General features: G+C 63.6%; 20 protein-coding genes. 11 read left to right on the forward strand and 9 right to left on the reverse strand.

The window, feature by feature from the left end:
• The first annotated feature begins 356 nt into the window (after window positions 1–356).
• Window positions 357–1,712: an MATE family efflux transporter gene (locus MAXJ12_RS10335; protein ID WP_008835782.1), complete on the forward strand. Its 1,356-nt coding sequence runs from the start codon at window positions 357–359 to the stop codon at window positions 1,710–1,712.
• A gap of 203 nt (window positions 1,713–1,915) precedes the next feature.
• Here the strand turns inward: MAXJ12_RS10335 and MAXJ12_RS10340 are convergent, their stop codons facing one another.
• Complete coding sequence (locus MAXJ12_RS10340) at window positions 1,916–3,004, reverse strand: quinone-dependent dihydroorotate dehydrogenase (protein ID WP_008835783.1); 1,089 nt, start codon at window positions 3,002–3,004, stop codon at window positions 1,916–1,918.
• Window positions 3,001–3,348, reverse strand: a complete 348-nt coding sequence (locus tag MAXJ12_RS10345; protein WP_008835784.1) for a DUF952 domain-containing protein — start codon at window positions 3,346–3,348, stop codon at window positions 3,001–3,003. Before MAXJ12_RS10345 ends, MAXJ12_RS10340 begins: the two co-directional genes overlap by 4 nt.
• Window positions 3,349–3,453: 105 nt before the next feature.
• Here MAXJ12_RS10345 and MAXJ12_RS10350 point away from each other — a divergent pair, with 105 nt between their 5' ends.
• Window positions 3,454–3,897: a hypothetical protein gene (locus tag MAXJ12_RS10350; protein ID WP_008835785.1), complete on the forward strand. Its 444-nt coding sequence runs from the start codon at window positions 3,454–3,456 to the stop codon at window positions 3,895–3,897.
• 2 nt (window positions 3,898–3,899) lie between these two features.
• Here the strand turns inward: MAXJ12_RS10350 and MAXJ12_RS10355 are convergent, their stop codons facing one another.
• Complete coding sequence (locus MAXJ12_RS10355) at window positions 3,900–4,331, reverse strand: hypothetical protein (protein WP_008835786.1); 432 nt, start codon at window positions 4,329–4,331, stop codon at window positions 3,900–3,902.
• A gap of 353 nt (window positions 4,332–4,684) precedes the next feature.
• Here MAXJ12_RS10355 and MAXJ12_RS10360 point away from each other — a divergent pair, with 353 nt between their 5' ends.
• Window positions 4,685–5,341 carry a response regulator gene (locus tag MAXJ12_RS10360; protein WP_008835787.1) on the forward strand — a complete coding sequence of 219 codons (657 nt, stop codon included), beginning with the start codon at window positions 4,685–4,687 and terminating at the stop codon, window positions 5,339–5,341.
• A 10-nt stretch (window positions 5,342–5,351) separates the two neighbouring features.
• Here MAXJ12_RS10360 and MAXJ12_RS10365 read toward each other — a convergent pair whose 3' ends face one another.
• Both MAXJ12_RS10365 and MAXJ12_RS10370 read right to left on the reverse strand, forming a co-directional pair.
• Window positions 5,352–6,338 carry a threo-3-hydroxy-L-aspartate ammonia-lyase gene (locus MAXJ12_RS10365; RefSeq protein WP_008835788.1) on the reverse strand — a complete coding sequence of 329 codons (987 nt, stop codon included), beginning with the start codon at window positions 6,336–6,338 and terminating at the stop codon, window positions 5,352–5,354.
• Window positions 6,339–6,387: 49 nt separating this feature from the next.
• Window positions 6,388–9,882: a hybrid sensor histidine kinase/response regulator gene (locus MAXJ12_RS10370; RefSeq protein ID WP_008835789.1), complete on the reverse strand. Its 3,495-nt coding sequence runs from the start codon at window positions 9,880–9,882 to the stop codon at window positions 6,388–6,390.
• A 207-nt stretch (window positions 9,883–10,089) separates the two neighbouring features.
• Here MAXJ12_RS10370 and mscL point away from each other — a divergent pair, with 207 nt between their 5' ends.
• Entirely contained in the window at window positions 10,090–10,509 is a 420-nt protein-coding gene (gene mscL, locus MAXJ12_RS10375; RefSeq protein ID WP_008835790.1) for a large conductance mechanosensitive channel protein MscL, read from the forward strand.
• A 144-nt stretch (window positions 10,510–10,653) separates the two neighbouring features.
• A complete protein-coding gene (locus MAXJ12_RS10380; protein ID WP_040585713.1) occupies window positions 10,654–11,820 on the forward strand; it encodes a pyridoxal phosphate-dependent aminotransferase in 1,167 nt (388 codons plus the stop codon).
• Window positions 11,821–11,840: 20 nt separating this feature from the next.
• Here the strand turns inward: MAXJ12_RS10380 and hemA are convergent, their stop codons facing one another.
• Window positions 11,841–13,118, reverse strand: a complete 1,278-nt coding sequence (gene hemA, locus MAXJ12_RS10385; RefSeq protein ID WP_008835792.1) for a 5-aminolevulinate synthase — start codon at window positions 13,116–13,118, stop codon at window positions 11,841–11,843.
• Window positions 13,119–13,328: 210 nt separating this feature from the next.
• Between hemA and galE the strand changes: the two genes are divergently transcribed.
• The 6 genes from galE to MAXJ12_RS10415 all read left to right on the forward strand — a co-directional run bounded on the left by galE (window position 13,329) and on the right by MAXJ12_RS10415 (window position 20,452).
• Window positions 13,329–14,324, forward strand: a complete 996-nt coding sequence (galE, locus tag MAXJ12_RS10390; protein WP_008835793.1) for a UDP-glucose 4-epimerase GalE — start codon at window positions 13,329–13,331, stop codon at window positions 14,322–14,324.
• 57 nt (window positions 14,325–14,381) lie between these two features.
• The gene (locus tag MAXJ12_RS10395) at window positions 14,382–16,205 is read left to right on the forward strand and encodes an alanine racemase (RefSeq protein ID WP_008835794.1); all 1,824 of its coding nucleotides are present in this window, start codon (window positions 14,382–14,384) and stop codon (window positions 16,203–16,205) included.
• Between the two features lie 208 nt (window positions 16,206–16,413).
• Complete coding sequence (locus MAXJ12_RS10400; protein ID WP_008835795.1) at window positions 16,414–18,372, forward strand: polysaccharide biosynthesis protein; 1,959 nt, start codon at window positions 16,414–16,416, stop codon at window positions 18,370–18,372.
• A 159-nt stretch (window positions 18,373–18,531) separates the two neighbouring features.
• Complete coding sequence (locus MAXJ12_RS10405; protein ID WP_008835796.1) at window positions 18,532–19,368, forward strand: hypothetical protein; 837 nt, start codon at window positions 18,532–18,534, stop codon at window positions 19,366–19,368.
• A gap of 168 nt (window positions 19,369–19,536) precedes the next feature.
• Entirely contained in the window at window positions 19,537–19,884 is a 348-nt protein-coding gene (locus MAXJ12_RS10410; protein WP_008835797.1) for a hypothetical protein, read from the forward strand.
• Window positions 19,885–19,891: 7 nt separating this feature from the next.
• A complete protein-coding gene (locus MAXJ12_RS10415; protein WP_008835798.1) occupies window positions 19,892–20,452 on the forward strand; it encodes a sugar transferase in 561 nt (186 codons plus the stop codon).
• Between the two features lie 16 nt (window positions 20,453–20,468).
• On the opposite strand, the gene MAXJ12_RS10420 is transcribed toward MAXJ12_RS10415, so the two are convergent.
• The 3 genes from MAXJ12_RS10420 to MAXJ12_RS10430 all read right to left on the reverse strand — a co-directional run.
• Window positions 20,469–21,662: a glycosyltransferase family 4 protein gene (locus MAXJ12_RS10420; RefSeq protein WP_008835799.1), complete on the reverse strand. Its 1,194-nt coding sequence runs from the start codon at window positions 21,660–21,662 to the stop codon at window positions 20,469–20,471.
• A gap of 113 nt (window positions 21,663–21,775) precedes the next feature.
• Window positions 21,776–22,690 (reverse strand): glycosyltransferase family 2 protein, encoded by a 915-nt coding sequence (locus tag MAXJ12_RS34355; protein ID WP_008835800.1) that lies wholly within the window; start codon window positions 22,688–22,690, stop codon window positions 21,776–21,778.
• Between the two features lie 37 nt (window positions 22,691–22,727).
• Window positions 22,728–23,685, reverse strand: a 958-nt coding sequence (locus MAXJ12_RS10430; RefSeq protein ID WP_008835801.1) for an O-antigen ligase family protein, incomplete at its 5' end; no start/stop codon positions are given.

The following is a 23,685-nucleotide window of genomic DNA, read 5'->3' on the forward strand; positions in this document are numbered from 1 at the left end:
AGGGGCGGGGGATGTGAATAAAAGATTCTTTTGCAAAATCGCCAAGTGTGTGAAATCGCTGCAAAGAATATTCGGCAACGGCGAAGATCGGTCAGGATCGGATGGGTTTTATCCACTTTTGAGATCGCTGCGCCCCCTCCACCGCCTTCCACCGCCGCATACGGGGGAGGATCAGCAGTGGCGACATCCGCTACGCATGGGAGGGCCTGCCTTGAATGTCTCAGCACCGCAGGGGAGAAACCGGCCTCGCCACTGATCCTACCGTTTACCGGACAGAGGGACCATGCGAAGCATGGCGGAGAGGGCGCAAATCCGATGCCGGCATCGAGTCGCCCTACATGCCGGAGACGCCAAAAATGGAACGCGAAAGCATGCGGCGGCAACAGCCAGAAGCGGTTTCCATGAGACCTTTCGCGGTTACGAACCGCGGGGTGCTGTCGATCGCCATACCGATGACGCTCGCCTACCTGACCACGCCGATGCTCGGGCTGGTCGACACGGCGGTGGTCGGCCAGTTCGGCGACGCCGCGCTTCTCGGCGGCCTCGCGGCGGGCGCGCTGGTGTTCGACGTGGTCTTCACCACCTTCAATTTCCTGCGTTCGGGAACGACCGGGCTGGTGGCGCAGGCCTTCGGTCGCGGCGACGAAATCGAAGAGCAGGCGGTGTTCTGGCGCGCTTTCGCCATCGCGCTGGCCGCGGGCCTGGTGCTGGCGGCATGTGCGCCGCTGTTTTCGATCGTCGGCATCTGGTTCATCGGTGCGGAACCCGGCGTCAATGCCGCGCTGGACGAATATGTGGGAACAAGGCTTCTCGGGGCGCCGTTCGCGCTGATCAATTATGCGATCCTTGGCTATGTGCTCGGCCGAGGCGAGGGCGGCCTCGGCCTGGTCCTGCAACTCGTCCTCAACGGCGTCAACATCGCGCTGTCGATCATGCTCGGCCTCTGGCTCGCCTGGGGCGTGGCGGGCGTCGCCTGGGGTACCGTCATCGGCGAGTTCGTGGCCATGCTGCTCGGACTTGCAATCGTGGTCGCCCGCTTCTCGAAATCGCCGCGCCTGCCGCGCGAGCGGCTTTTGCACGCCGAGCCGTTCTGGGCCATGGTTTCGCTCAACCGCGACATCATGATCCGGTCGTTCTCGCTGCTGGCGGCGTTTGCCCTGTTCACGCGGCAGGGCGCGCAATTCGGCACGCTGACGCTCGCCGCGAATGCGGTGCTGATGAACTTCTTCATGATTTCCGGCTTCTTCCTCGACGGATTCGCTACCGCCGCCGAGCAACTGGCCGGCCGCGCCGTCGGCGCGCGCAATGCGCCTGCGTTCCGGCGGGCCGTGTGGCTGACGTCGATATGGGGCTTCGGCCTGGCGGGCATAGCCTGCGCCGCGTTCCTGCTCGGCGGACGCGAGTTGATCGCGCTGATCACGACTGCGGAGGATATTCGCGACATTGCCTCGATTTATCTCCCATGGGCAGCGTTCACCGCAGTCAGCGGCGTGCTGGCCTTCCAGATGGACGGCGTCTTCATCGGCGCGACCTGGTCGACCGACATGCGCAACATGATGCTGCTTGCGCTCTGCGTGTTCGTGGCCGCGATGCTGGCGCTGACCGGGCCTTTCGGCAATCACGGCCTGTGGGCGGCGCTGCACGTCTTCCTTATCGTGCGGGGATTGAGTTTGCTGGCGGTTCTCAGGTTGCGGCTCCGGCGATTCAGGTGAGGCCAGCCTGCGGGTTGTATAGGCTTTTCAGGTCAAGTTGCGCCGCCCCTCACCCTTACTCTCTTCCCGTGAAAAACGGGGAGAGGGGGACATCAGCGTTGCTGCCAATCGCCGGCAGTGGAGACTAGCGTTAGCGATGACGCCCCCTCTCCCCGTTTTTCACGGGAAGAGAGTAAGGGTGAGGGGCAGCTCCTGCATAGGTCCTAAAGCGGCTTTGCCGCCCACTGATCGAGGCGGCTGTCGCGCAGGCTGGTGATGCTTGAAAGGCCTTCGCGCTCGGCGAAACGCGCCATCTCGCTGACAATGCGGCCGGGCAGCGCCGGACCGGCATAGATCATGCCGGTGTAGAGCTGGACCAGATCGGCGCCGGCACGGATCTTTTCGAGCGCCGTCTCGGCGGAATCCACGCCGCCAACGCCGATCAACGCCAGATCGGGCCCGACGAGCCGGCGCATTTTTGCGAGCACAGTGGTGGAGCGCTCGAACAGAGGCTTTCCCGACAGGCCGCCGGCCTCACCCAAAAAGGCGCTCGGCTGCAGATTGGGGCGCGAGATCGTCGTGTTCGAGACGATGACGCCGTCGACCGCCTTGTCGGCGACTTCCGCGGCGATGTCCTGAAGCTCGGCCTCGGCGAGATCAGGCGCTATCTTGAGAAAGAGCGGCGTCTTGCGCCCGGCGCCGTCTGGCAGCGCGGCCCGCGCGGCGGTGATGCGTGACAGGAGTTCGGCAAGCTCGGCGCGCGCCTGCATGTTGCGCAGGCCCGGCGTGTTGGGCGAGGAGATGTTGACGGTCAGGTAGGAGGCGTGGCGGGCGAAGCGCTTCACGCCGAGCTCGTAATCGGCGATGCGGTCGGCGCTGTCCTTGTTTGCGCCGATATTGACGCCGACGACGCCGGGACGGCCGGCCCGCGCGGCGAGCCGCTCCTCGCAGCGGACGTGGCCCTCATTGTTGAAGCCGAGCCGGTTGATGACGGCCTCGTCTTTGGTCAGCCGGAAGATGCGCGGCTTCGGATTGCCCGGCTGCGGCAGCGGCGTGACGCTCCCGATCTCGGCGAAGCCGAAGCCGAGGCCAAGCAGCGCGTCGGGCACCTCGCCGTTCTTGTCGTAGCCGGCGGCCATGCCGAGCGGATTGGGAAAATCCAGGCCGCAGATTTGGACCCTCAGGCGGTGGTCGACGGGCGGCTTCGCGACGACGGGCAATCCGCATTTCAGCGCCTTGATCGACAGGCCGTGTGCGGTTTCGGGATCGAACGTGAAGAGCAGCCGCCGGCCGAGCCGGTCTATGGCGTTCATGAAGGCTCCAGCGGCGGAAATTCATGGCCGTTCGCGCCGAGCGGCAGCGGCTTGACCCAGATTACCGCCGACAGGTCGAGAGCGCCGTAGAGATGCGGGAACAGCGCGCCGCCGCGCGAGGGCTCGTATTTCAGCGCCGGGCCGAGCCTTTCGGCGTCGATCGCCACCAGGAGCAGGCTCGACTGGCCGGCGAAATGCCGGGCTGCGGTTTCCTCGACCTGATCGGCGGTGGACAAATGGATGAAGCCGTCGGCGATGTCGATCAGCGCGCCGGAAAAGGTTCCGGAATTTTCGGCCTCGCGCCACAGCGCTTCCGGGCATATCTTGTAAACGGTCTGTCGCATGCGCGCCCTATAGGCCAGAAGCCGGGCCGGGAAAAGGGGAGGAGTCTCCCTATTTACGGCGCAAATCGCGCGCATCTTGCCCGGGATCGCGAATGGAGGAAAGTCATGCGTGCCATTGCCACCGTCGTTGCTGCGATCGCCATGTCGCTTGCGGGCGCACAGGTCTTCGCCCAGGACGATCCCGACCGCTATACGCTCGAGAAGACCGGCAACGGCTATGTCCGGATGGACCGGCGGACCGGCGAGATGTCGCTGTGCGAGGAGCGCTCGGGCCAACTCGTTTGCAAGCTGGCCGCGGACGAACGCGCCGCCTTCCAGGCCGATACCGAGAGGCTGGAGGCGGCCATCGAGGCGCTCGAGGAGCGCGTCGCCAAGCTGGAAAGCGGGCTGACTACCAAGCTCGACCGGGCGCTGCCGACCGAAGAGGAATTCGAGAAGACGATGGGCTATATGGAGCGGTTCTTGCGCCGCTTCATGGGCATCGCCAAGGATTTCGAAGAGGAGCCGGCCAAGCCGGAAGCTCCTCCTGCCGACCCGCAGAAGACGTAGTTCTATTCGGGGACGGCTCGTTCGGTAGCTTGCGCCGTGTATGGACTGATCTCAGGCTGGTCGGCCTTGAAGCCGAACATCACGAAGACCACCGAGATGGCGAAGAACAGGCAGGCGACGGCAAGCGACGCCTGCCCGAACCGGGCGTAGACATCGCGCATCACGGTCGCGAATACGAAGCGCGAATGCTCGTTGGCGGGGCGCGCCTTGTCGTCGAGATACACCCAGACTTCGGTCGACTTCGGATTCTGGCGGGCTGCGGCGTAGGCCTTCCAGATGAGGATGGCGGCCATCAGGAGCGTCAGCACGGCGCCGGCACGGAAGGCCGATACGGGATTGAACGAAAAGCCGACCATCACGCAGGTGATCGCCAGCGAACCGAACATCACGGCGCGCCCAATGCAGAAAACGGCGACTTCCCTTATTTTATCCATCGAAGAAATCCGTCTGTGCCTGGCTTAACTGTCCAGAGGGACGCCTGTTCCCGGCAAGTAAATTTCCGGCGATCCGCCAAGGGTGCATTGAAATTCAGGTCATGCCGGCCTGCAAATGGCGGCTTTCTGCGCTTCCGGTGCTCACGTATCCGAATGTACGCTACGCTCCGGTTCTCGAAACCACCATTTTGGTCGCTGCGCGCCCATCTTCGATTCCGGCTCGGCCTGACCTGAATCTCAATACACCCTGCAGGGGGATCGTTTCGTATTGCAGCTTGAAAACCTTGGCCATCCCCGCATAATCGGCTCTCAGCCGCTGCCAGAAGAAAAAGCGGAGGGATGGGGAGGAGTCAGTGCCGTCAGGCTACAAGTTCGTCATTGCGGACGACCATCCCCTGTTTCGCGGCGCGCTGAAGCAGGCGCTGTCCGGCATCGCCGATGTCGCGACGATTCTCGAGGCCGGGGATTTCGAGGCGACAAAGGCGCTGGTCGCGGCCAATGAGGATGTCGACCTCGTTCTGCTTGATCTGTCCATGCCCGGCGCGAGCGGCCTTTCCGGGCTGATTTCCCTGCGCGGCATCCATTCGGCGGTGCCCATGGTGGTGGTGTCGGCGCATGACGACGCCGAGACAATCCGGCGCGCGCTGGAACTCGGCGCGTCCGGCTTCATATCGAAATCGGCGAGCATGGAAGACATAAGGGCGGCCGTGATAACGGTGCTGTCGGGCGGGATCACCGCGCCGGTCGGTATCGACCTCGGCGTCGAGCGCGACCCGGAGATTTCCGACCTGATCAAGCGGCTGCAATCGCTGACGCCGCAGCAGGCGAGGGTGCTCGGCATGCTGGCGGAAGGGCTTCTGAACAAGCAGATCGCCTACGAACTCAGCGTCTCGGAGGCGACCATCAAGGCGCATGTCTCTGCGGTGCTGCAGAAACTCGGCGTCGACAGCCGCACCCAGGCGGTGATCCTCTTGTCCAAGATCGGAACCGACCCGCTGCCGGCGGCGTAGCGCATGCGGATCAGCGGCTGCCCAGGAGCGCAGCGAGCACTTTCAGGTCGACATTGCCGCCGCTGAGAAGAATGCCGACCCGCTTGCCGGCGCAGGCGACCGCGCCGTGCAGAACGGCCGCCGCGGCGAGGCAGCCCGTCGGCTCCACGACGAGCTTCATGCGTTCAGCGAAGAATTTCATCGTCTCGACCAGTTGCACGTCCGATACCGTGACGATGTCGTCGACCTTGTCTTTCAGGATGGGGAAGTTGTGGTTGCCGAGATGGGTGGTGAGAGCGCCGTCGGCGATGGATTTCGGCACGGGGATGCGAACCACCTCGCCCTTGCGCAATGATTGCTGGCCGTCATTGCCGGCCTCCGGCTCCACGCCGACAATGGTGCAGGCGTGCGCTGTCGCCCGGGCAGCGAGCGCGCAGCCGGCAAGCAGGCCGCCGCCGCCAAGCGGGACGACCAGCAAGTCGATCGGCCCGACCTCCTCGATCAGTTCAAGCGCCGCGGTGCCTTGTCCCGCGATGACGTCCGGGTGATCATAAGGTGGGATCAGAGCCGCTCCCCGCTCTTCGGCGAGGTGCCGGCTGATCTCCGTGCGGTCTTCGGTGTAGCGGTCGTAGAAGACGATCTCGGCGCCATGGCCTTTGGTCGCGGCAATCTTAATCTCCGGCGCGTCGCTCGGCATTACGATGGTCGCCGAAACGCCCTGGAGCCTGGCGGCATAGGCGACCGCCTGGGCGTGGTTGCCGGAGGAATAGGCGACGACGCCGTTTTGGCGGACGCTTGCCTCCAGCGCGGCTATCGCATTGTAAGCGCCGCGAAATTTGAAGGCGCCGCCCCGCTGCAGGTTTTCCGCCTTGAAGAACAGGCTTGCCCCGACCTTCGCGTCGGCGGTTCGCGAGGTCAGCACCGGCGTCTTGTGCACTGCGCCGGAAATCCGCGCCCGCGCCGCCAGCACGTCGTCGAAGGTGGGTATGCGCAAGGGAGGCGATGAGGGGTTGGTCACTGGATGTTCTCCGGATCATTCTGGAAGTGGTCGTCGAGATGGATGCGGCTTACTCCGCCGCCTGCGCCATGCGCCGCACGCGGGTCATCATCGAGCGCAGGGCAGCGGGCTTCACGGGCTTGTTAACCACCGGCACATCGATCAGGTCGGCGGCGGCACGCACCTCGTTGGAGCGGTCGGCGGTGAGCAGCATCGCTGGCGTGCTGCTGCCGTAGAGGGTCCTCAGCTTGCGGATCGCGTCGAGGCCGGTTTCGCCGTCGAGATGGTAGTCGGCAAGGATCAGGTCGGGAGGATCGCCGGCCGGCCGACCGCGATCGAACGGTTTGGAGCCCGGATAAATGCTGACATTGCACCCCCAACCTTCCAGCAGGAGCCGCATGCCTTCCAGGATGCGGCCGTCATTGTCGATGCAGATCACGTTGAGGCCGCTCAGCGCTCCGACGGCCGGCAGTGGCAGGCTGGCCTCGGCCGCATGGCTGGGCTCCGCCGCCTGGGCTACCGGAAGAATGACCGAGAAGCGCGTGCCCTTACCGCGGCCCGAATCGATCTGGATTTCCAGGCGCAGCACGCGGGCGATGCGATCGACGATTGACAGGCCGAGGCCGAGCCCCTGTGCCTCGCGCACGCCCTCGTCGAGCCGGGTGAACTCGCGAAAAACGGTGTTGAGCTTGTCGGCGGGTATGCCGATGCCGGTGTCGAACACCTGAAGCTCGGCCAGTTCGCCGCGCCGCCTGACGCCTACCAGAATGCAGCCGCTCCGCGTGTATTTGATGGCGTTGGAGACAAGGTTCTGGATCAGCCGGCGCAGCAGGTTGCGGTCGGTCTCGACGGTGAGCGAGGACGGCACGATGACCAGTTCGAGGTTCTTGGCGGCGGCCATTGGCTGGAAATCCGTGCCGATCTGGCGCAGCAGGCCGTCCAGCCGGAAGGCGGTTGCGGCGGGCTTCATGGCGCCGGCGTCGAGGCGCGAAATGTCGAGAACCGCCCCAAGGATGGTCTCCACCGATTCCAGCGACGATTCGATATTGGCGGCGGCTTCGCCCGGCGGGCCGCGTCCGGCCTGTTCAATCAGCGAAGCGCAGTAGAGACGCGCGGCGTTCAGCGGCTGCAGGATGTCGTGCCCTGCCGCCGCGAGGAAGCGCGTCTTGCCGAGATTGGCTTCCTCGGCGAGCATCTGCGCCTGCGCCAGTTCCTCGTTGACGCGGGTCAGTTCGGCGGTGCGGCTTCTGACGCGTTGCTCAAGCGATTCATTGGCGCTTTTCAGGGCAAGATCCGATCTCACGCGCGCTGATATGTCGGCATAGGTCGCGACGATGCCGCCGTCCGGCATCGGGTTGGATCTGAGTTCGATGATCCTGCCGCTGGTCTTCAACTCGATCTGCCAAGGGCTGCCGAACGTGGTGAGGCGGTTCAAAGTGGCGACGCGGGAATCGGCGGGGATGTCGCCGCGCGCCGCCAGGAAGCGCAGGATCTGATCGAGCGAGACGCCGACCTGACCCATCTCGTCGGGAAGGTCGAACAGCGCGCGGTACTGGCGGTTCCAGCAGGTCAGCCGGAAATCCTGGTCGAAGACGGTGATGCCCTGCTCCATCTGGTCGAGCGCGATCTGGAGGAGGTCGCGATTGTGCTGCAGGGCCTCCGTTGCGTCGTCGAGCAGGCGGAACGCATCCTTCGAGGCGCTGTCGTGGCGTTGGAACAGGAGCGACAGGATCAGCCGCGCGGATGAGGAGCCGACGGCGCTGGCGAGCAGTTGCTCGGAAAAGCGGATCACCGGCATGCTGGCCTGCTCGTTGCCGTTGAGCTTCAGGCCGCCGGTGTTCTCGAAGGTCTGGAACGAGCGCTCGGTGCGCTCGACGCCGAGATAGCGCGCGATCGTGTCCTTCAGGTCGTTGACGGTGATCGCTGTGCGGAAGCGCCTCAGGCTCGGCATAGGGCTCGCGTCGCGCGGCACAAAGATTGACGCCTGAATGCGTTCGAGCGGCACGGAGGCGCGGGACAGCGAACCGAGCACGAAGAACAGGAGATTGACCGACAGACTCCACATGACGCCGTGGTTGAGCGGTTCGGCGACGGTGCCGAACAGCGCCTGCGGCCGCAGCGCCTCGATGCCGAAGGGGCCATGGGCGAGAATTTCGGTGCCCGGCGCAGCAAGTGACGGAAAGAGCAGCGTGTAGGCCCATACGGCGATGCCCGCCGCCATGCCGAGGGCCGCGCCCCTGCCATTGGCGCGGCGCCAGATGAGCCCGCCGAAGAAGGCGGGCGCGAACTGCGCGATGGCCGCGAACGACATCAGGCCGATCGACGCGAGCCGCGCATTGTTGGTGCTTTCGCGATAGTAGAGGAACGCCACGAAAAGGATGATGAAGATCGAAGCCCGCCTGATGTTGAGGATAAGGCTCGACCAATCCTCCGTTTCGCTGGCTTCCGATTTGAGCAGCCGGCGCACGAAAAGCGGGATGATCAGGTCGTTGGAGATCATGATCGAGAGCGCCACGCTGGCGACGATCACCATGGCCGTCGCCGCCGACAGGCCGCCGACGAAAGCCGCCATGGCCAGAACGTCCTGGCCGCTCAGCAACGGCACGGACAGAACGTAGAGATCGCTGGTGGTCTGCGGCCCGACCATCAGCACGCCCGCAAAGGCGATCGGCAACACGAACAGATTGATTGCCACGAGATAAAGGGGAAATACCCAACTCGCCGTCCGGAGTTCGATTTCGCTGCGGTTTTCGACGATGGTCACGTAGAACTGGCGCGGCAGCATGATGATGGCGAAGCCGCTGATCACGGTCAGAACCAGCCATGTGCCGAGCGAGGTGCTGTAGCCCATCGCGTCGCGGACATTGGCGTTCTCGGCGAGCTTTGCAATCATGTCGCCCGGCCCGTCAAACAGGACGAAGGTGACCATCAGGCCGATCGCCAGGAAGGCGGCGAGCTTCACCACCGACTCGACTGCGACGGCGAGGATCAGCCCGTCCTGATGCTCGGTCGCATCCGCATGACGTGTCCCGAACAGCACTGCAAACAGTGCAAGCAGCATGGCGACCACCAGCGAAATGTCGCTGACGAACGGGTCGAAAGACGGCGGCGCACCGGTGTAGTGCTCGACCATCAGGCTGACCGAGCCCGAGATCGCCTTGAGCTGCAAGGCGATGTAGGGGACCGCGCCTACGGTGGCGATCAATGTGGCAATAGACGCGACGGCGAAGCTCTTGCCGTAGCGCGCGCCCAGGAAATCGGCGATCGAGGTGATCTTTTCGGCCTTGGCGAGCTTGATGATGCGCCGGAGCAGCGGAAAGGCGAAAATGAACACCACCACGGGGCCGATATAGATGGCCAGGAATTCGAGGCCGCGTTCGGATGCCAGACCGACCGATCCGAAGAACGTCCAGGAGGTGCAATAGATGGCGAGGCTGAGTGCGTAGATGTAGGGCCGGGGCCTGCCCGAGCCTTTGGCCGCGGCCCGCCGGTCGCCCAGGCTGGCGATGACGAAAAGCAGCGTCACATAGGCGACCGCGATGATGACGATGACCCAGCCCTGCACGCCCGGATGTCCCTCCCTTCAGGCGCCTTGCGCCTCAAGCACTCAAGGCAATCACAGCTTCGGGGGCAAGTCCATTGTGCATCGACTCAGGCCAGGTGCCGGCAAGCGGAATTTAACGGTTTTGCAACTGCCGGTTTTTGCTATTGTGCGGTTGCTTTGGTGGGGAGCGGCAGGTCCGGCCGTGGCCGGCGGACAGGAGAGGGAACGATGCTCAGGGAATTTCAGGAATTCATTGCAAAGGGCAATGTGATGGACCTTGCGGTCGGCGTCATCATCGGCGGCGCCTTCGGCCTGATCGTCTCGTCGCTGGTCGCCGACATCATCATGCCGATCGTGGGGGCCATCTTCGGCGGTTTCGACTTCTCCAACTATTTCCTGCCGCTGTCGTCGAACGTAACCGCAGCCTCGCTGGAGGAAGCCCGCAAGCAGGGCGCGGTGTTCGCATGGGGCAACTTCCTGACGGTGCTCATCAATTTCCTCATTCTCGCCTGGATCATTTTCCTGCTGGTGAAGGGGGTAAACAGCATGCGCCGCAGGCTTGCGGCGGAAAAGCCGGTCGAGCCGGAAGCCCCGCCCGCCGACATCGCGCTGCTGACCGAGATCCGCGATCTGCTGGCGAAGCGATAGATTCAGGTGACGCCGGCCTGCAAATGCGGCTCAGCCTGACCTGAATCTCACATATCGACCCGGCTGCCTTGCGGCCGGGTTTCGTTTGCGCTGCCCGGAATGACACGGTAGCAACTGCTCTCAACTGTAGAATACGGGATGGTCATGAAACTGATCGACGATCTGCGCAGCGAGGCTCGCATGGCGCCCGAAAGCGGGATCGTGGCCGTTGCCAATTACGGCCGCGGGCGGGAGGGTCTGATCCCGCTCTGGGCGGGAGAGGGCGACCTGCCGACGCCGGAGTTCATTTCGCAGGCGGCTGCACGTGGGCTGTTGGCCGGCGAAACCTTCTACACCTGGCAGCGCGGCATCCCGGAACTGCGACAAGCGCTCGCGCGCTATCATGCCCGCCATTTCGACCGAGAGTTCGCACCGGAGGAATTCCTGGTGACCGGCGGTGGCATGCAGGCGATCCAGCTTGCGCTGCAGGCCACGGCGGGCACGGGCGACGAGGTGATCTACCTGTCGCCGGCATGGCCGAACTTTCCCGGCGCGGCCGGCGTCGCGGGCGCAAGGCCGGTTGCCGTCAGGCTGGACCAGACCGGCAATGGCTGGGGATGCGATGTCGCCAAGGTAGAAGCGGCGGTGACAGAACGCACTCGGGCCATCTTCGTCAATTCGCCATCGAACCCGACCGGTTGGACCGCTGACCTGGATACGCTGCGGGAAATCCTCGATCTCGCCCGGCGCAAAGACCTCTGGATCATCGCCGACGAGATCTATGCGCTGTTCCACTATGGCGGCGTCCGGGCGCCGTCCTTAATGGATATCATGGAGGAGGAAGACCGCATCCTGTTCGTCAACACGTTTTCCAAGAATTGGGCGATGACCGGATGGCGCATCGGCTGGCTGCGCGTGCATCCGGAGTTGCAGCAGACATTCGAAAACCTGATCCAGTATTCGACCTCTGGCGTGGCGCAGTTCATGCAGCGCGGGGCGATCACGGCGCTGGACGAGGGCGACGAATTCCTGGCGGCGCAGATAGAGCGCGCGCGGCAGGCGAGGGACATCGCCTGCAATATACTCGGCGCCACCGGCCGCGCCCGGTTCAGCGTGCCGCAGGGCGCGTTCTATCTGTTCTTCTCGGTCGACGGCATTGCGGATTCCCGCGCCGCGGCCTTCGAGATCGTCGACCGCGCCAATGTCGGGCTGGCGCCCGGCACAGCCTTCGGAGAGGGCGGCGAAGCCTTTTTCCGGCTTTGCTTCCACCGCCGGCTGGACCAGGTCGAGGAGGCTGCGAACAGGTTGGCGGAGTGGATCAGGAATAGGTGAATTTAGCTAGGCGGGGGAACTCACCCGCCCGACTTCGGCACCAGCAGCGGAATGATGCGCTCGCTCTTGGCGACAGCGGGGCGCCCGGTCGCGCCGTAGGAGATTCCGAGAGCGTCCCAGGTCTCGACCAGCGCGTCGCGCAGCGTCTCAATCAGGGCGTTGGAATGGAACGGCGTTGGCGTGATGCGCAGGCGCTCGGTGCCGCGCGGCACCGTCGGGTAGTTAATCGGCTGGATGTAGATGCCGTGCACGCCGAGCAGGCGGTCGGTCGCCATCTTGCAGAGCTCGGGATCGCCGACCAGCACCGGGACGATGTGGGTGGCGGACGGCATCACCGGCAGGCCGGCGGCAGCCAGGATGTCCTTGGTGCGGGCCGCCTGCCGCTGCTGTGCGTCGCGCTCGGCCTGCGACTGCTTGAGGTGGCGGATCGAAACAGCAGCCGCAGCAGCGATCGCCGGCGGCAGCGCTGTGGTGAAGATGAAGCCAGGCGCATAGGAGCGCACGGCGTCCACGACCGCGCTTGAGCCGGTGATGTAGCCGCCCAGCGTTCCGAACGCCTTGGCGAGCGTGCCCTCGATGATGTCGATGCGGTCGGCGAGGCCTTCGCGCTCGGTGATGCCGCCGCCGCGCGGACCGTACATGCCGACGGCATGGACCTCGTCGATATAGGTCATGGCGTTGTATTTCTCGGCGAGTTCGACGATCCGTTCGATCGGCGCGATGTCGCCATCCATCGAATAGACGGATTCGAAGACGATCAGCTTGGCGCGCTCGCGGCCTGCCGCTTGCAGCAGGCTTTCGAGATGGGCGACGTCATTGTGGCGGAAGATCTTCTTCTCGGCGCCCGAGCGGCGCACGCCCTCGATCATCGAGGCGTGGTTCAACTCGTCGGACAGCACCAGGCAGTTCGGCAGCAGCCGGGCAATCGTCGAGATCGACGCCTCGTTGGAGACGAAGCCCGAGGTGAAAACCAGCGCAGCTTCCTTGCCGTGCAGGTCCGCGAGTTCCTTTTCCAGCTCGACCAGCGGATGGTTGGTGCCGGAAATGTTGCGCGTGCCGCCTGCGCCCGAACCCATCCTGCCGGCGGTCTCCTGGAACGCGGCGATCACGGCGGGGTGCTGTCCCATGCCGAGATAGTCATTGGAGCACCAGACGGTGATCTCCTGTTCCTGGCCGTTGGCGCGCCAGATGGCGCGGGGGAAGGAGCCGGCAATCCGCTCCAGATCGGCAAAGACGCGATAGCGACGCTCGGCATGAACCTGGTCGATCGCTTCCTCGAAAAACCGCTGATAGTTCATTCTGACTTTCCAAATTTGGCAGCGATCATAATCACTGCCGATTTTTGCGTCCATGACCGAAACTCGGTCAAAATGCCACGGTATCCCCGCCCACAAACGAACAGAGTCACCCGGATATTCCGGAGGCGCGGGCCGCGAACGAACTTGTGGGGTGGCTTTTCGGCGGCGTTTCCAATAGGTGCGTGCCGACGTCTGGTGGAGATTTCAGGAATGTCCGTACTGGTAACTGGCGGCGCCGGCTATATCGGCAGCCACATGGTGTGGGAACTGCTCGATGCCGGCGAAGAGGTCGTCGTGCTCGACCGGCTGTCGACCGGGTTCGAATGGGCGGTGGCTCCGGAGGCGAAGCTGGTCGTCGGCGACGTCGCCGACAGCGAACTGGTGGGTTCGCTGATCCGCGAACACTCGGTTGACGCCATCATCCATTTCGCCGGTTCGATCGTGGTTCCGGAATCGGTCGCCGACCCGCTCGGCTATTACGAGAACAACACCTGCAAGACCCGCGCTCTGATCGAGACGGCTGTGCGCGGCGGCGTCCCCAATTTCATCTTCTCCTCGACCGCCGCCGTCTATGGCGCGGCCGGCCTGGAGCCGGTCCGCGAGGATGCGCGGCTTGCGCCGGAATCGCCCTACGGCCTCTCCAAGCTGATGAGCGAATGGATGTTGCGCGACGCAGCAGCCGCGCACGGCATTCGCTACACGGCGCTGCGCTATTTCAACGTCGCCGGCGCCGATCCCAAGGGGCGGACCGGCCAGTCGACGCCCGGCGCCACCCACCTGATCAAGGTGGCCAGCGAAACCGCGCTCGGCAAGCGGCCTTCCATGCAGGTGTTCGGAACCGACTATCCGACGCCGGACGGCACCTGCGTGCGCGACTACATCCATGTCAGCGACCTGGTCGCCGCGCACCGGCTCGCCCTGCAGCGGCTGCGCGCCGGCGGCGACAGCCTCGTCGCCAATTGCGGCTACAGCCACGGCTATTCGGTGCTCGAGGTGATCGAAAGCGTGCGCCGCGTGTTCGGCGGCGACTTCGACGTCCAGATCGGCGGCAGGCGGCCCGGCGACGCTGCGTCGGTGATCGCCAATTCCGATCTCGCCCGGCGCGAATTCGGCTGGACTCCCGCCCATGACGACCTCGACGCCATCGTCGGCGATGCGCTATCGTGGGAGAGGAAGCTCACCGGCAAGAACTCGGTGCACGGCTGAGGCGTCGCTGCCGGGCGGCGCTCCCGGCAAAGGGCTTCCAGCGGGTGGGGACGGGGCATGGGACCGCAAGTCGCGATCGACCTCGGGCGGATTGAGCGCAACGCGCGGAGAATCGTCGAGCGCTGCGCACAATCCGGCATAAAGGTTTTCGGCGTCACCAAGGGCACCTGCGGCATGCCGCAGGTGGCGCGCGCAATGCTGCGCGGCGGCGTCGCCGGCATCGCCGAGTCGCGATTCGAAAACATCCGCCGGCTGCACGAAAGCGGCATCGATTGCCCAATCATGCTGCTGCGCAGCCCGCCGATCTCGCGCGTCGAGGAGGTGGTGCGCACGGTTGACATCAGCCTGCAGTCGGAACTCGCCATCATCGGCGAGATCTCGCGCATCGCCGAGCGCCTCGGCCGCATCCACGACGTCATCGTCATGGTCGATCTCGGTGATCTGCGCGAAGGCATCTGGCCGAACGACCTTCTGCCGACGGTGGAAAAGATCCTCGAGATGAAGGGCGTCAGGATCGCCGGCATCGGCACCAATCTGACCTGCTTCGGCGCCATCGTGCCGACCAAAGAAAATCTCGGGCAACTGGTTGCGCACGCCTACAAGATCGAGCGGTTGGCCGGGATAACGCTCGACTGGGTGTCCGGAGGGAACTCGTCGTCATTGCCGCTACTGCTCGACGGAGGGCTGCCCGCCGGAATCAACAATCTGCGCGTCGGCGAAGCCATCCTGCAGGGGGGCATCGAGACGTTCCGCGACGAGCCGTGGCCCGGACTGGAATACGACGCATTCCGACTTGCCGGAGAACTCATCGAGGTGAAGCTGAAGCCTTCGATGCCGATCGGTGAATCCGGCTTCGATGCGTTCGGCAACCGTCCGCTTTTCGTCGATGAGGGCGACCGGCTGCGCGGCATCGCCAATATCGGGCGCGAGGACGTCATCGTCGAAAGCCTGACGCCAATCAACAAGGGTGTGCGGGTTCTGGGCGCGTCGAGCGATCATCTGGTGCTCGACGTGACCGAAGCCGATCCGCCGCTCGCTGTGGGGGACCGGGTCAGCTTTCGCATGGGCTATGGGGCGCTGCTCACCACGATGACCTCGGAATATGTCGAAAAAGCACCCATGCACGACATCGCCGACATCCCCGGCCGCAAGATGGTCTCGATAATTGCCGAACCGCAATCGGCGCCCATCCTGGCCAGACATGACATCGGCTCCAGGTTCGAGGCAATGGATTACGATGTGGTGGAACTGGCCGACGCCTCGCGTCCGCCCGCCGGCCTGATCAGGCTTCATTCTGGCAAGGACCGGCGCGCAGCCTATCAGGCCCTGGCGGCAGCGGCGCGCTCCACGCACTCGCTCGGCCTCATATGGATTGACTCGATCGCGGCGCTGATGCCGGAAGCCGGCGAAGACGAGGAAATGGCGGAGACGTCGGTGCTCTCGCGCGTCCTCGGCCTCGGAGGGCGGCAAGATGCGCTGCAGCCGCAGCTTTCCCCTGAAAACGTCGTTCTCGTGGGCCTGCGCGAGGCCCATCCGACTGAGGCGAAAATCCTCAAGGAGACCCGCGTTTCCGTTTTCACCATGGCCGAGATCGACGGCTCAGGCATGCGCGACGTCATGCGCGAGGCGATCAGGATCGCCTCGTCCGGCACAAGCGGCTTCCATGTCAGCTATTCGCCGACAGCCACGGAAATGCCGGAATGGGCGCCGGGCGCCGGCGGGATCACCGTCCGCGAGACCCATCAAGCAATGGAGGCAATCGCACTAAGCGGCCGCATGGTGTCCATGGACATTTCGTCGGTTGCGGCCGAACTGGATCCTCGGATCGGCCATGAAACGGTTAACTTCGTGATGTCTGCTTTCGGAAAACGAATCCTTTAAGCTGACAGAGAACCCAGATTGGTGCTATCCGAGGAGCCATGGTCGATCGTTCGGCCAAGGATTGGGCGTGCAGGGGTATCAAGGGTACCGAGATTTTGGAGCCGGCTATGTTGAACGCCGTAAGCTGTTCAGGTAACAATGTGCCGGGCCGGGCATTGTTGCATGACATTTATTCAGATGGAAATGCATCCACGCTGAGCATTGTTGCATGAAACTCAGTAGCTTGCGTCTGCCCGCCCGATTTGCCCGTTACGCGGGGACTCTGCACGATTTCGCAGTCGCGGCCGGCTCTTTCATCCTGGCCTATCTGACCGTTCTCGGCGTCAAGGCAGTCGAGGTGCCGGGCAACGAGGAGAAGACGCTCGGCTTCGTGGCCATTTTCGGTATCTTCTATTTCGTCTTTTCGCTGCATCGCGGTTCGTGGCGATACGTCTCGATTCCCGATCTGATCATCATCATCAAGGTGGCGCTCGCGACGACGGTGACCTACACGGTCGCGTCGTTCCTGATGACCCGCGGCGCCAATGTTCCGCGTTCCGTGCCGGTCCTGGCCGGGGTTTTCATGATTACCGCGCTTGCCGGCTCCCGGCTGGCCTGCCGCCTTCTGGTCGAGAAAGTCCTCTGGCGCACCAGTCCCCTCTCCCCCGCGCCGGCAAACCGCCGAAACGTGCTTCTCTATGGGCTGAACGACAGCGCGGAAAGCTTCATACGGGCAAGTCGCCGGGGGCAAAGCGAGTTCAATGTCGCCGGCATCCTCGACGACAGCATGCTGAACCAGGCAAGAACGCTTCAGGGCGTGAGGGTTCTCGGCTCGTTCGACGATGTCGGCAAGCTCGCAGACCGCCTGGAGCGAACCGGTATTCCCATATCCGAGCTGATCGTCACCGAAGCGGCCCCCACCCGCCAGCATCTCGGCGAGATCGTCGAAAAGACCGCGAAGCTCGGCATCAAGACTTCGATAATACCGGACGTCACGGAGACCGCGCTCATTACCAGCCGGTCGCTGCTGGAGCCGAAGGAGATTGAACTCGGGGACCTTCTCGATCGTCCGGAGGTCGTCACCGACATATCGAGCATAGCCCGTCTCATCAACAACAAGACGGTTCTCGCCACCGGCGCCGGCGGGTCGATCGGTTCGGAGCTCTGCCGCCAGATCGCGCAGCTTGGGCCAAGGCTCCTGGTCATCACCGACAGCTCGGAATTTCATCTCTACATGCTCGATATGGAGCTGCGGGAAAAATACCGGGATGTGAAAATAAGCACGCGTCTGATGGATGTGCGCGACAGCACGCGGGTTTCGCGGCTGTTTGCTGAAATGCGCCCGGATGTGGTGTTTCACGCCGCCGCGCTCAAGCACGTGCCGCTGGCCGAGAGCAATCCGCTGGAGGCAATCAAGACCAATTTCCTCGGCACCAAGAATGTCGCCGATGCAGCGCTCGCCAACGAAGCCGCAAGCTTCGTAATGATCTCGACAGACAAAGCCGTGAACCCCACGAATGTCATGGGAGCGACGAAGCGGGCGGCGGAGGCCTATTGCCAAGCCCTCGACCTCAACTCGAAAAAGACTCATTTCAAGACGGTCAGGTTCGGCAACGTTCTCGGCTCGAATGGCTCGGTGGTGCCGCGATTCCAGGAACAGATCCTCGCCGGAGGGCCGGTAACGGTCACTCATCCCGACATCGTCCGGTTTTTCATGACGATCCCGGAAGCGGTCCGGCTGGTTCTGAACGCATCGGCCGAACACGGCGGCGAAGAATTGCAGCGCGGCAAGATCATGGTGCTGGACATGGGCGAGCCGGTCCGCATCGTCGATCTGGCCGAGCGCATGATGCAACTCGCCGGGCTGAAGCCTTATGTGGACATAGAAATCGTATTTTCCGGTCTGCGGCCCGGGGAAAAGCTGTTCGAGGAGCTTTTCGATCCTTCCGAAGTCCAGGACCTGCGCACGGAAGACGGCTATGTGGTTGCATCGCCGCGCGTGATCGACAAGCTGCTTCTCGACAAGTCGATAACGGAACTTCAGAACGCAGTAGTCCGCGAAGACCGCGGGCGGGCGCTTGAACTGCTGCTTCACATTGTTCCGGAATACCGCAGCGCCAAGGCAATGCAGGAGCAGTCTGCTAAGCCTGTTGCGCAGGATTTGGACGACGCCGCTCCCTATTCGTAAGCTCACCCGGGGCACGGCGGCTGCAGGAATTCAGCGGTTCTTCCGTCTGGGGACAGACTGCCATATGCTAGGCACTCGATGCACTTCTCACCGTGAGTCGGCGGTGACAAGAGCAAGCGTTATGCAGTCGCGGTTGGCAATGGCGGGCTTCGGAACAACATGGATGGGAATTCTGGGGGGCTCGACGCCGCTTTGCTCGGCAAGCACAGGGCGGTCTGCGAGAATGCGCTTCAGCGGTTGACCTCCGGGCTCGGCCCGGATGACGTGGCTGCCCGGAATGCCGCCTACGCAAAAATCCGCGACAGCAATGAAAGCTTCATTGCCAAGAATGCGGCTAAATTCGGAGACGCCGCCGCTGCTGCCCTTCGCGTAATCGTCGAAGAGATAATCGCGCAGGATGCCCGCGACGGCCCAATGTCGGCAGCGTCCGACGGCGAGGACCACGCTTCCGGGCTGGTCGCCGAGGTGGAACCGATCAATCGGACCAAGGCGGCGCTCCGGCAGGGCCGCTCGGCGCTCTTCGGCGGGCTTGTCGGTGCAGGCCTGGCGGTGCTTGCCGGGATCGGGCTTTGGATGGTGGACGGGGCGTGGTCTTCGGCGCTTTCTCCTACCGAGCGGCAGCGTGAATTCGAGGCGCAGTTCGAGAAGTCCCTTCCCAAGATCGACGTGGCCGTGCGGTTTCTGGAGCGGGTCGAGCAGGAGGTCATCAAGCGGCAGAAGACGGACGGAGCGGCGTTCGCAGCCCTGGCCAGCAAGGGACTCATGACGATCGACAAGCTGCTGCCGGAATTGGCCAAGGAGATGCCCAAGGAATTGCCGCCGCGAGCGGTTCTTTACATCGCTGCAAATACCGTCGCCTATAAGATCGTCTTCCGCTCCGTGCTCTGCACTGCGGTGGAATTCGCGCGTCCGGCCATGGTCGACCTCAAGCGGAACGATGAAGGACTGGGCTGCGAATTCTTTGGCGTGTGGAATGAAGCGGGCGCCAAAATATAGCTCGTTTAAGGGGCAGGAAGAACTGTCGACAAGCTAACAGTTGGGCGGCTGGTGGTTGCTGCAGCAGACAATGTCTGGTTTAGGGCGCCAATCATTGTATCCTGATGCCTACGTATATTGTTACCGGATTAAATGATGAGTGACGGAGGGACACGACAGGAGCGACGCATGGGATTTGAAGACGAGGAGCAAACCCTGCCGGCCGGAACGACCTTCACACCCTCGGTCCTGAAGGATTTCCGCTGCGATCTGGAGACGGACTGCAGATGCTCGCCCGAAATGCGCCCCACATGCGAGTACAATGTGAAAACCCGGCCCGCGCGGAGCAGCGTCCTGTACAAGCACAGCTTGAGAGTCGCGAAAAGGGCCGAAACGGCGAAAAAACAACCGAAAATGTTCTACGAGGTGAATTCGCCGATGGCGGTTCGTCTTTTGCTTCTGCTCCTCGTCTTTGCGGGGGCGGTCGTCGCCATCACCTGGCATTTCGGCGAGTGGATACGGCACTCCATCCAGTAAAGGTCGCATGAAGCGCGCATTCGACGTCATACTTGCCGCCATCGGGCTGGCGGTCGCGGCGCCGCTGATCCTGGCTGCCGTCTTGTTGATCCGGCTCACATCGCAGGGTCCGGCGATTTTTCGCCAGACCCGCATGGGGCTGAACGAGAAGCCTTTCACCTGCCTGAAGCTGCGCACCATGTATTGCGGGACCGGGAACGTCCCGACCCATGAGGCAGGCGCGTCGTCGATCACGCCGGTCGGAAGGCTTCTTCGGCGGTTCAAATTCGACGAATTGCCGCAACTGTGGAACGTGCTGGCAGGCGACATGAGTTTTGTCGGGCCGCGGCCGTGCCTGCCTTCGCAGACGGCCCTGATCGCGGCGCGGAGGGCGTACGGACTCTATAGGCTACGTCCTGGCATTACCGGCGTGGCGCAGGTTGCGGGCGTGGACATGTCCGATCCGGAAAGATTAGCGGCGCTCGATGCGGCCTATCTGCGCGATATGTCGCTTGCCGCCGACATAAGGCTGATCCTGGCCACGGCGCTCGGTTCCGGGCAGGGTGACCGGGTGAGGCCGATGGAATAACGCCCGGAGCGCGGGGTCAGCCAGGCAAGAGAGCCGCGGGCTTCGAACCGCCAGCGGCCCGTCCCTCGTCGATGAGCAGTCGCACGAACTGCTCGGTCACCGCATCTTCGCGGAACTGGCCGTTCCTGAACAATTCCAATCCCGCACGACCCTGCCGGTCCAGCAATTCGGGATCGGCAAGGTAACCGTCGATGGCGGCGATCATCGAAGCCGCCATCGCGCCGGGGTCGCCTGGCGGGATCAGCGTTCCGTTCACGCCGTGGCGTACAATTTCGCGGCACCCCTGAAGGTCGGTGGTAAGGCAGGGAACCGCGCTCGCCGCAGCCTCGATCAGGATGCGCGGGATGCCCTCGCCGTAGCGGGAAGGCAGGCAAACCAGATCCACGCTGCGCAGAAGTCCGGGCATATCGGAGACCTCGCCCAGGAATTTGATGGCGCCTTCGCGTTCGAGCAGTTCCGGCGCGTAGCGGTCGGGGTCGTGAGGCTCGACCATGCCTGCGACCAGGAACTCGACCTTGCGGTTCCCCGAATAATGGCGCGCCGTCTCGACGAAAGCATCCAGCCCTTTCGCCTTCAGCAATCTCGACGCAAACAGGATTCTTACCGGCGATCGCACCCGGCTATCTGCGGCCGGATAAAACCGCTCCGGATCGACGCCAGCGCCACTGATGACGGTCGAATTGTGCCGGCCAATCAGCCCGCGGTTCAACCAGTCGTCACGGTCCTCCGCGGTCTCGAAGGTGAAATGCACGCCTGCCTGCGACGAAAGAAACCGTATTGAGGCATCGACCATGGACCGCGCCAGGCGGTCGGCCGTCCTCTGCCGCGTGCTCGACGGCGACATCAACCGCCCGAGGCCGGGTATTGTGACCAGGATACGCCGCGGTCCGTTTCCCAACCTCCGCGCAAGCAAGGCGGCGAGCCCCGACAGGACGGCGGGCTTGAGCGTGATGAGGTGCACGGCATCCGGCTTCTCGGTTCTGAAATGCCGCAGCGATCGGCGTATAACCTTCGCGTCCAGAACCGGATGGAAGGAGAAGCGCTCTATCGGCATGTGCTCGTGGCGCCAGCCGGCCGTTGGCTTGGCCATCGGCCTTCCCCCGGTGATGACGGTCACGTCTGCGCCAGTGGCTGAAAGCCGCTCCACCACATGGAGGCGATGCCTCAGAAAATAATCGCTGTCATTGCATATGACAGTGATCCTGGTCATTCGCTGTTCTCCGCTGCTTTGCGGCCTTGGGTGGTGCGCATCCGTCGCATAGTCAAGCGGAAAAGGCCTCCGCGTCTAAGAGGGTCGCGCAAACCGCGTCGGCGGAACGGCTTTTAGCGCAGCGCTTTCTGCGGAAGGCAGGCCTCGGGAATCCCTGAGAGCGATTCCAGACGCCAGCCGGGCGACAATTGCAGGGATAGGCGCGGCGCCTTCGCCAGCGACGCCGAAAGCGCCCTCAGAGCGCGCAGCCTGGAGCCGCGGAAACGGTAGGTGGCTGCGATCTCGAGATCCATATAGCTGTCGAGGCGGGTAAAGAGCACACGGTCCAGCACGCTTCGCCATTTCGCTCGCATGGCGGCCGCGGCGGCCGCGATCTGCTCGGGACGCTGCACACGCTGCCTCTCGATCGCAACGGCGGCGACCGGAAGTATTTCGAGCGAAAAGCCCTTCAGCGCCAGCGACAGGAACCAGTCGACATCCTCGAAGCGCCGAAGCGTCTCATCCTGGAAGCCCGCGGCGGCAACGGCTTTGGGCCCGTTCAGGATTACGCATGAGCCCGGCGAGAACCAGCATCCGGAGGCGAATGCGCGCGGCGCGGCGGCGGGACGGGGCCAGCGCAAGCGGGAGGCGTCGTGGTTGGCGGTGAAGTCGATCCAGCCGCAGCCGAAAATAGTGGTCTCCGGCGCGCCGTGACGTAGTCGTTCCTGCACGCCTCGCCAACGCTCCGCTATGCTGCCGCGGAGCAGGTAGTCGTCGCTATCGAGGAAAGTTATCCAGTCGGTGCGAGCCTCGCGCATGCCGGTGTTGCGCGCGGCGGCCGGCCCGCGATTGCTCTCATGGCGTATCAGGCGAACATTCAGGCGGCGAGCAAGATCGGGGTCGATCGCCGAAGGGACGGGTGAACCGTCGTCGACCACGATGACTTCCTCCGGCGCGCTGTCCTGGCCATCGACGCTTCGGAGCGCCCTGTCCAATGCATCCGGGCGGCCGTGGACCGGAATGATGAGCGTTAAAGGCACTTTCTGCATAATGAACTGCTAGCAGAGACCCAGATTGCGGGAAAGCTCAGCCGCTTGATCGCGACTCGGAATCGCGCCCGCTGCCAAAGACAAAAAACACGCTGGTCAATATTCCGACAATAAACAGCGAATCCGAAAGGTCGTGGCCGATCATGTTGTTCAGCAGGCCGCTGAGGAAAAAGCTTGTCGCGATGCCGGCGGTCATGGCGAGGCCGTAGTCTCCCATCTCGTCACGCTTCTTGCGCCAGGCCAGGATTACGGGGCCGAGGAGCATCATGGCGACAATCAAGGCTCCGGGAATCCCGTCGCGTACGGCGTAGTTCAGAAAGACGTTGTGGAAATGCGAGAAGGGGAGAGGCGCTCCCGAGATGGCCTTGGTGCGCTCGATCATCAGTTCTTCGCTGTGGCCCGGCCCGTGGCCGAAGAATGGCGCTTCCGTAACGAGTTGCCAGCCCGCCTTCCAGACGGTCAGCCGCTGGCCGACCGATCCCGAATAATCCCCCTTTTCCACGATCTGTCCATAGTCTTCCACCAGCAGCTCGACACGGTCGCGGACGAAGGGTGTGGCAAACAATCCGAAGGCCAGCAGCGCGACTGAAAATGCCGCTATAGAGGGCAACAGGTAACGCCGCGCCACGTGATCGCGATAGAACCAGATGCAAATCGCCGGAACGATGACGAGTCCGGGCCACAGGCCACGTGTTCCAGACAGGATTATGCTGCCGACGCATGCGAGTGCGGCCAGCGCGAATAGCACACGCAATTGGCCGCGCGCCCGCTGGCTCGCCAGGAAAGTGATCGTGAGGGCTATGAAATTAGCAAGCGCGAAGGGATAGGCGTTGCCGGCGCCACCTTCGGCCCGCAGGCCAAATCCGAAGCTCTCTACCAGGGCGATGGCGAACGCCACATAGGCGCCGCCCATCGCGGCGAGTTCGACCGTATCGCGAACGCCGGGGCGGTCCGAAACCGAAAGGCGGGAATAGATGGGCAAGAAGGCCAGATAG

The sequence above is a fragment of the Mesorhizobium alhagi CCNWXJ12-2 genome (assembly GCF_000236565.1).
Classification (GTDB): domain Bacteria; phylum Pseudomonadota; class Alphaproteobacteria; order Rhizobiales; family Rhizobiaceae; genus Allomesorhizobium; species Allomesorhizobium alhagi.

Coding starts and splice junctions, on each gene's coding strand:
- MAXJ12_RS34355 (WP_008835800.1), bottom strand. CDS start 22,690: ATGCAGAAAGTGCCTTTAACGCTCATCATTCCGGTCCACGGCCGCCCG.
- MAXJ12_RS10350 (WP_008835785.1), top strand. CDS start 3,454: ATGCGTGCCATTGCCACCGTCGTTGCTGCGATCGCCATGTCGCTTGCG.
- MAXJ12_RS10405 (WP_008835796.1), top strand. CDS start 18,532: ATGGATGGGAATTCTGGGGGGCTCGACGCCGCTTTGCTCGGCAAGCAC.
- MAXJ12_RS10340 (WP_008835783.1), bottom strand. CDS start 3,004: ATGAACGCCATAGACCGGCTCGGCCGGCGGCTGCTCTTCACGTTCGAT.
- MAXJ12_RS10355 (WP_008835786.1), bottom strand. CDS start 4,331: ATGGATAAAATAAGGGAAGTCGCCGTTTTCTGCATTGGGCGCGCCGTG.
- MAXJ12_RS10335 (WP_008835782.1), top strand. CDS start 357: ATGGAACGCGAAAGCATGCGGCGGCAACAGCCAGAAGCGGTTTCCATG.
- MAXJ12_RS10400 (WP_008835795.1), top strand. CDS start 16,414: ATGAAACTCAGTAGCTTGCGTCTGCCCGCCCGATTTGCCCGTTACGCG.
- MAXJ12_RS10380 (WP_040585713.1), top strand. CDS start 10,654: ATGAAACTGATCGACGATCTGCGCAGCGAGGCTCGCATGGCGCCCGAA.
- mscL (WP_008835790.1), top strand. CDS start 10,090: ATGCTCAGGGAATTTCAGGAATTCATTGCAAAGGGCAATGTGATGGAC.
- MAXJ12_RS10420 (WP_008835799.1), bottom strand. CDS start 21,662: ATGACCAGGATCACTGTCATATGCAATGACAGCGATTATTTTCTGAGG.
- MAXJ12_RS10395 (WP_008835794.1), top strand. CDS start 14,382: ATGGGACCGCAAGTCGCGATCGACCTCGGGCGGATTGAGCGCAACGCG.
- galE (WP_008835793.1), top strand. CDS start 13,329: ATGTCCGTACTGGTAACTGGCGGCGCCGGCTATATCGGCAGCCACATG.
- MAXJ12_RS10415 (WP_008835798.1), top strand. CDS start 19,892: ATGAAGCGCGCATTCGACGTCATACTTGCCGCCATCGGGCTGGCGGTC.
- hemA (WP_008835792.1), bottom strand. CDS start 13,118: ATGAACTATCAGCGGTTTTTCGAGGAAGCGATCGACCAGGTTCATGCC.
- MAXJ12_RS10410 (WP_008835797.1), top strand. CDS start 19,537: ATGGGATTTGAAGACGAGGAGCAAACCCTGCCGGCCGGAACGACCTTC.
- MAXJ12_RS10345 (WP_008835784.1), bottom strand. CDS start 3,348: ATGCGACAGACCGTTTACAAGATATGCCCGGAAGCGCTGTGGCGCGAG.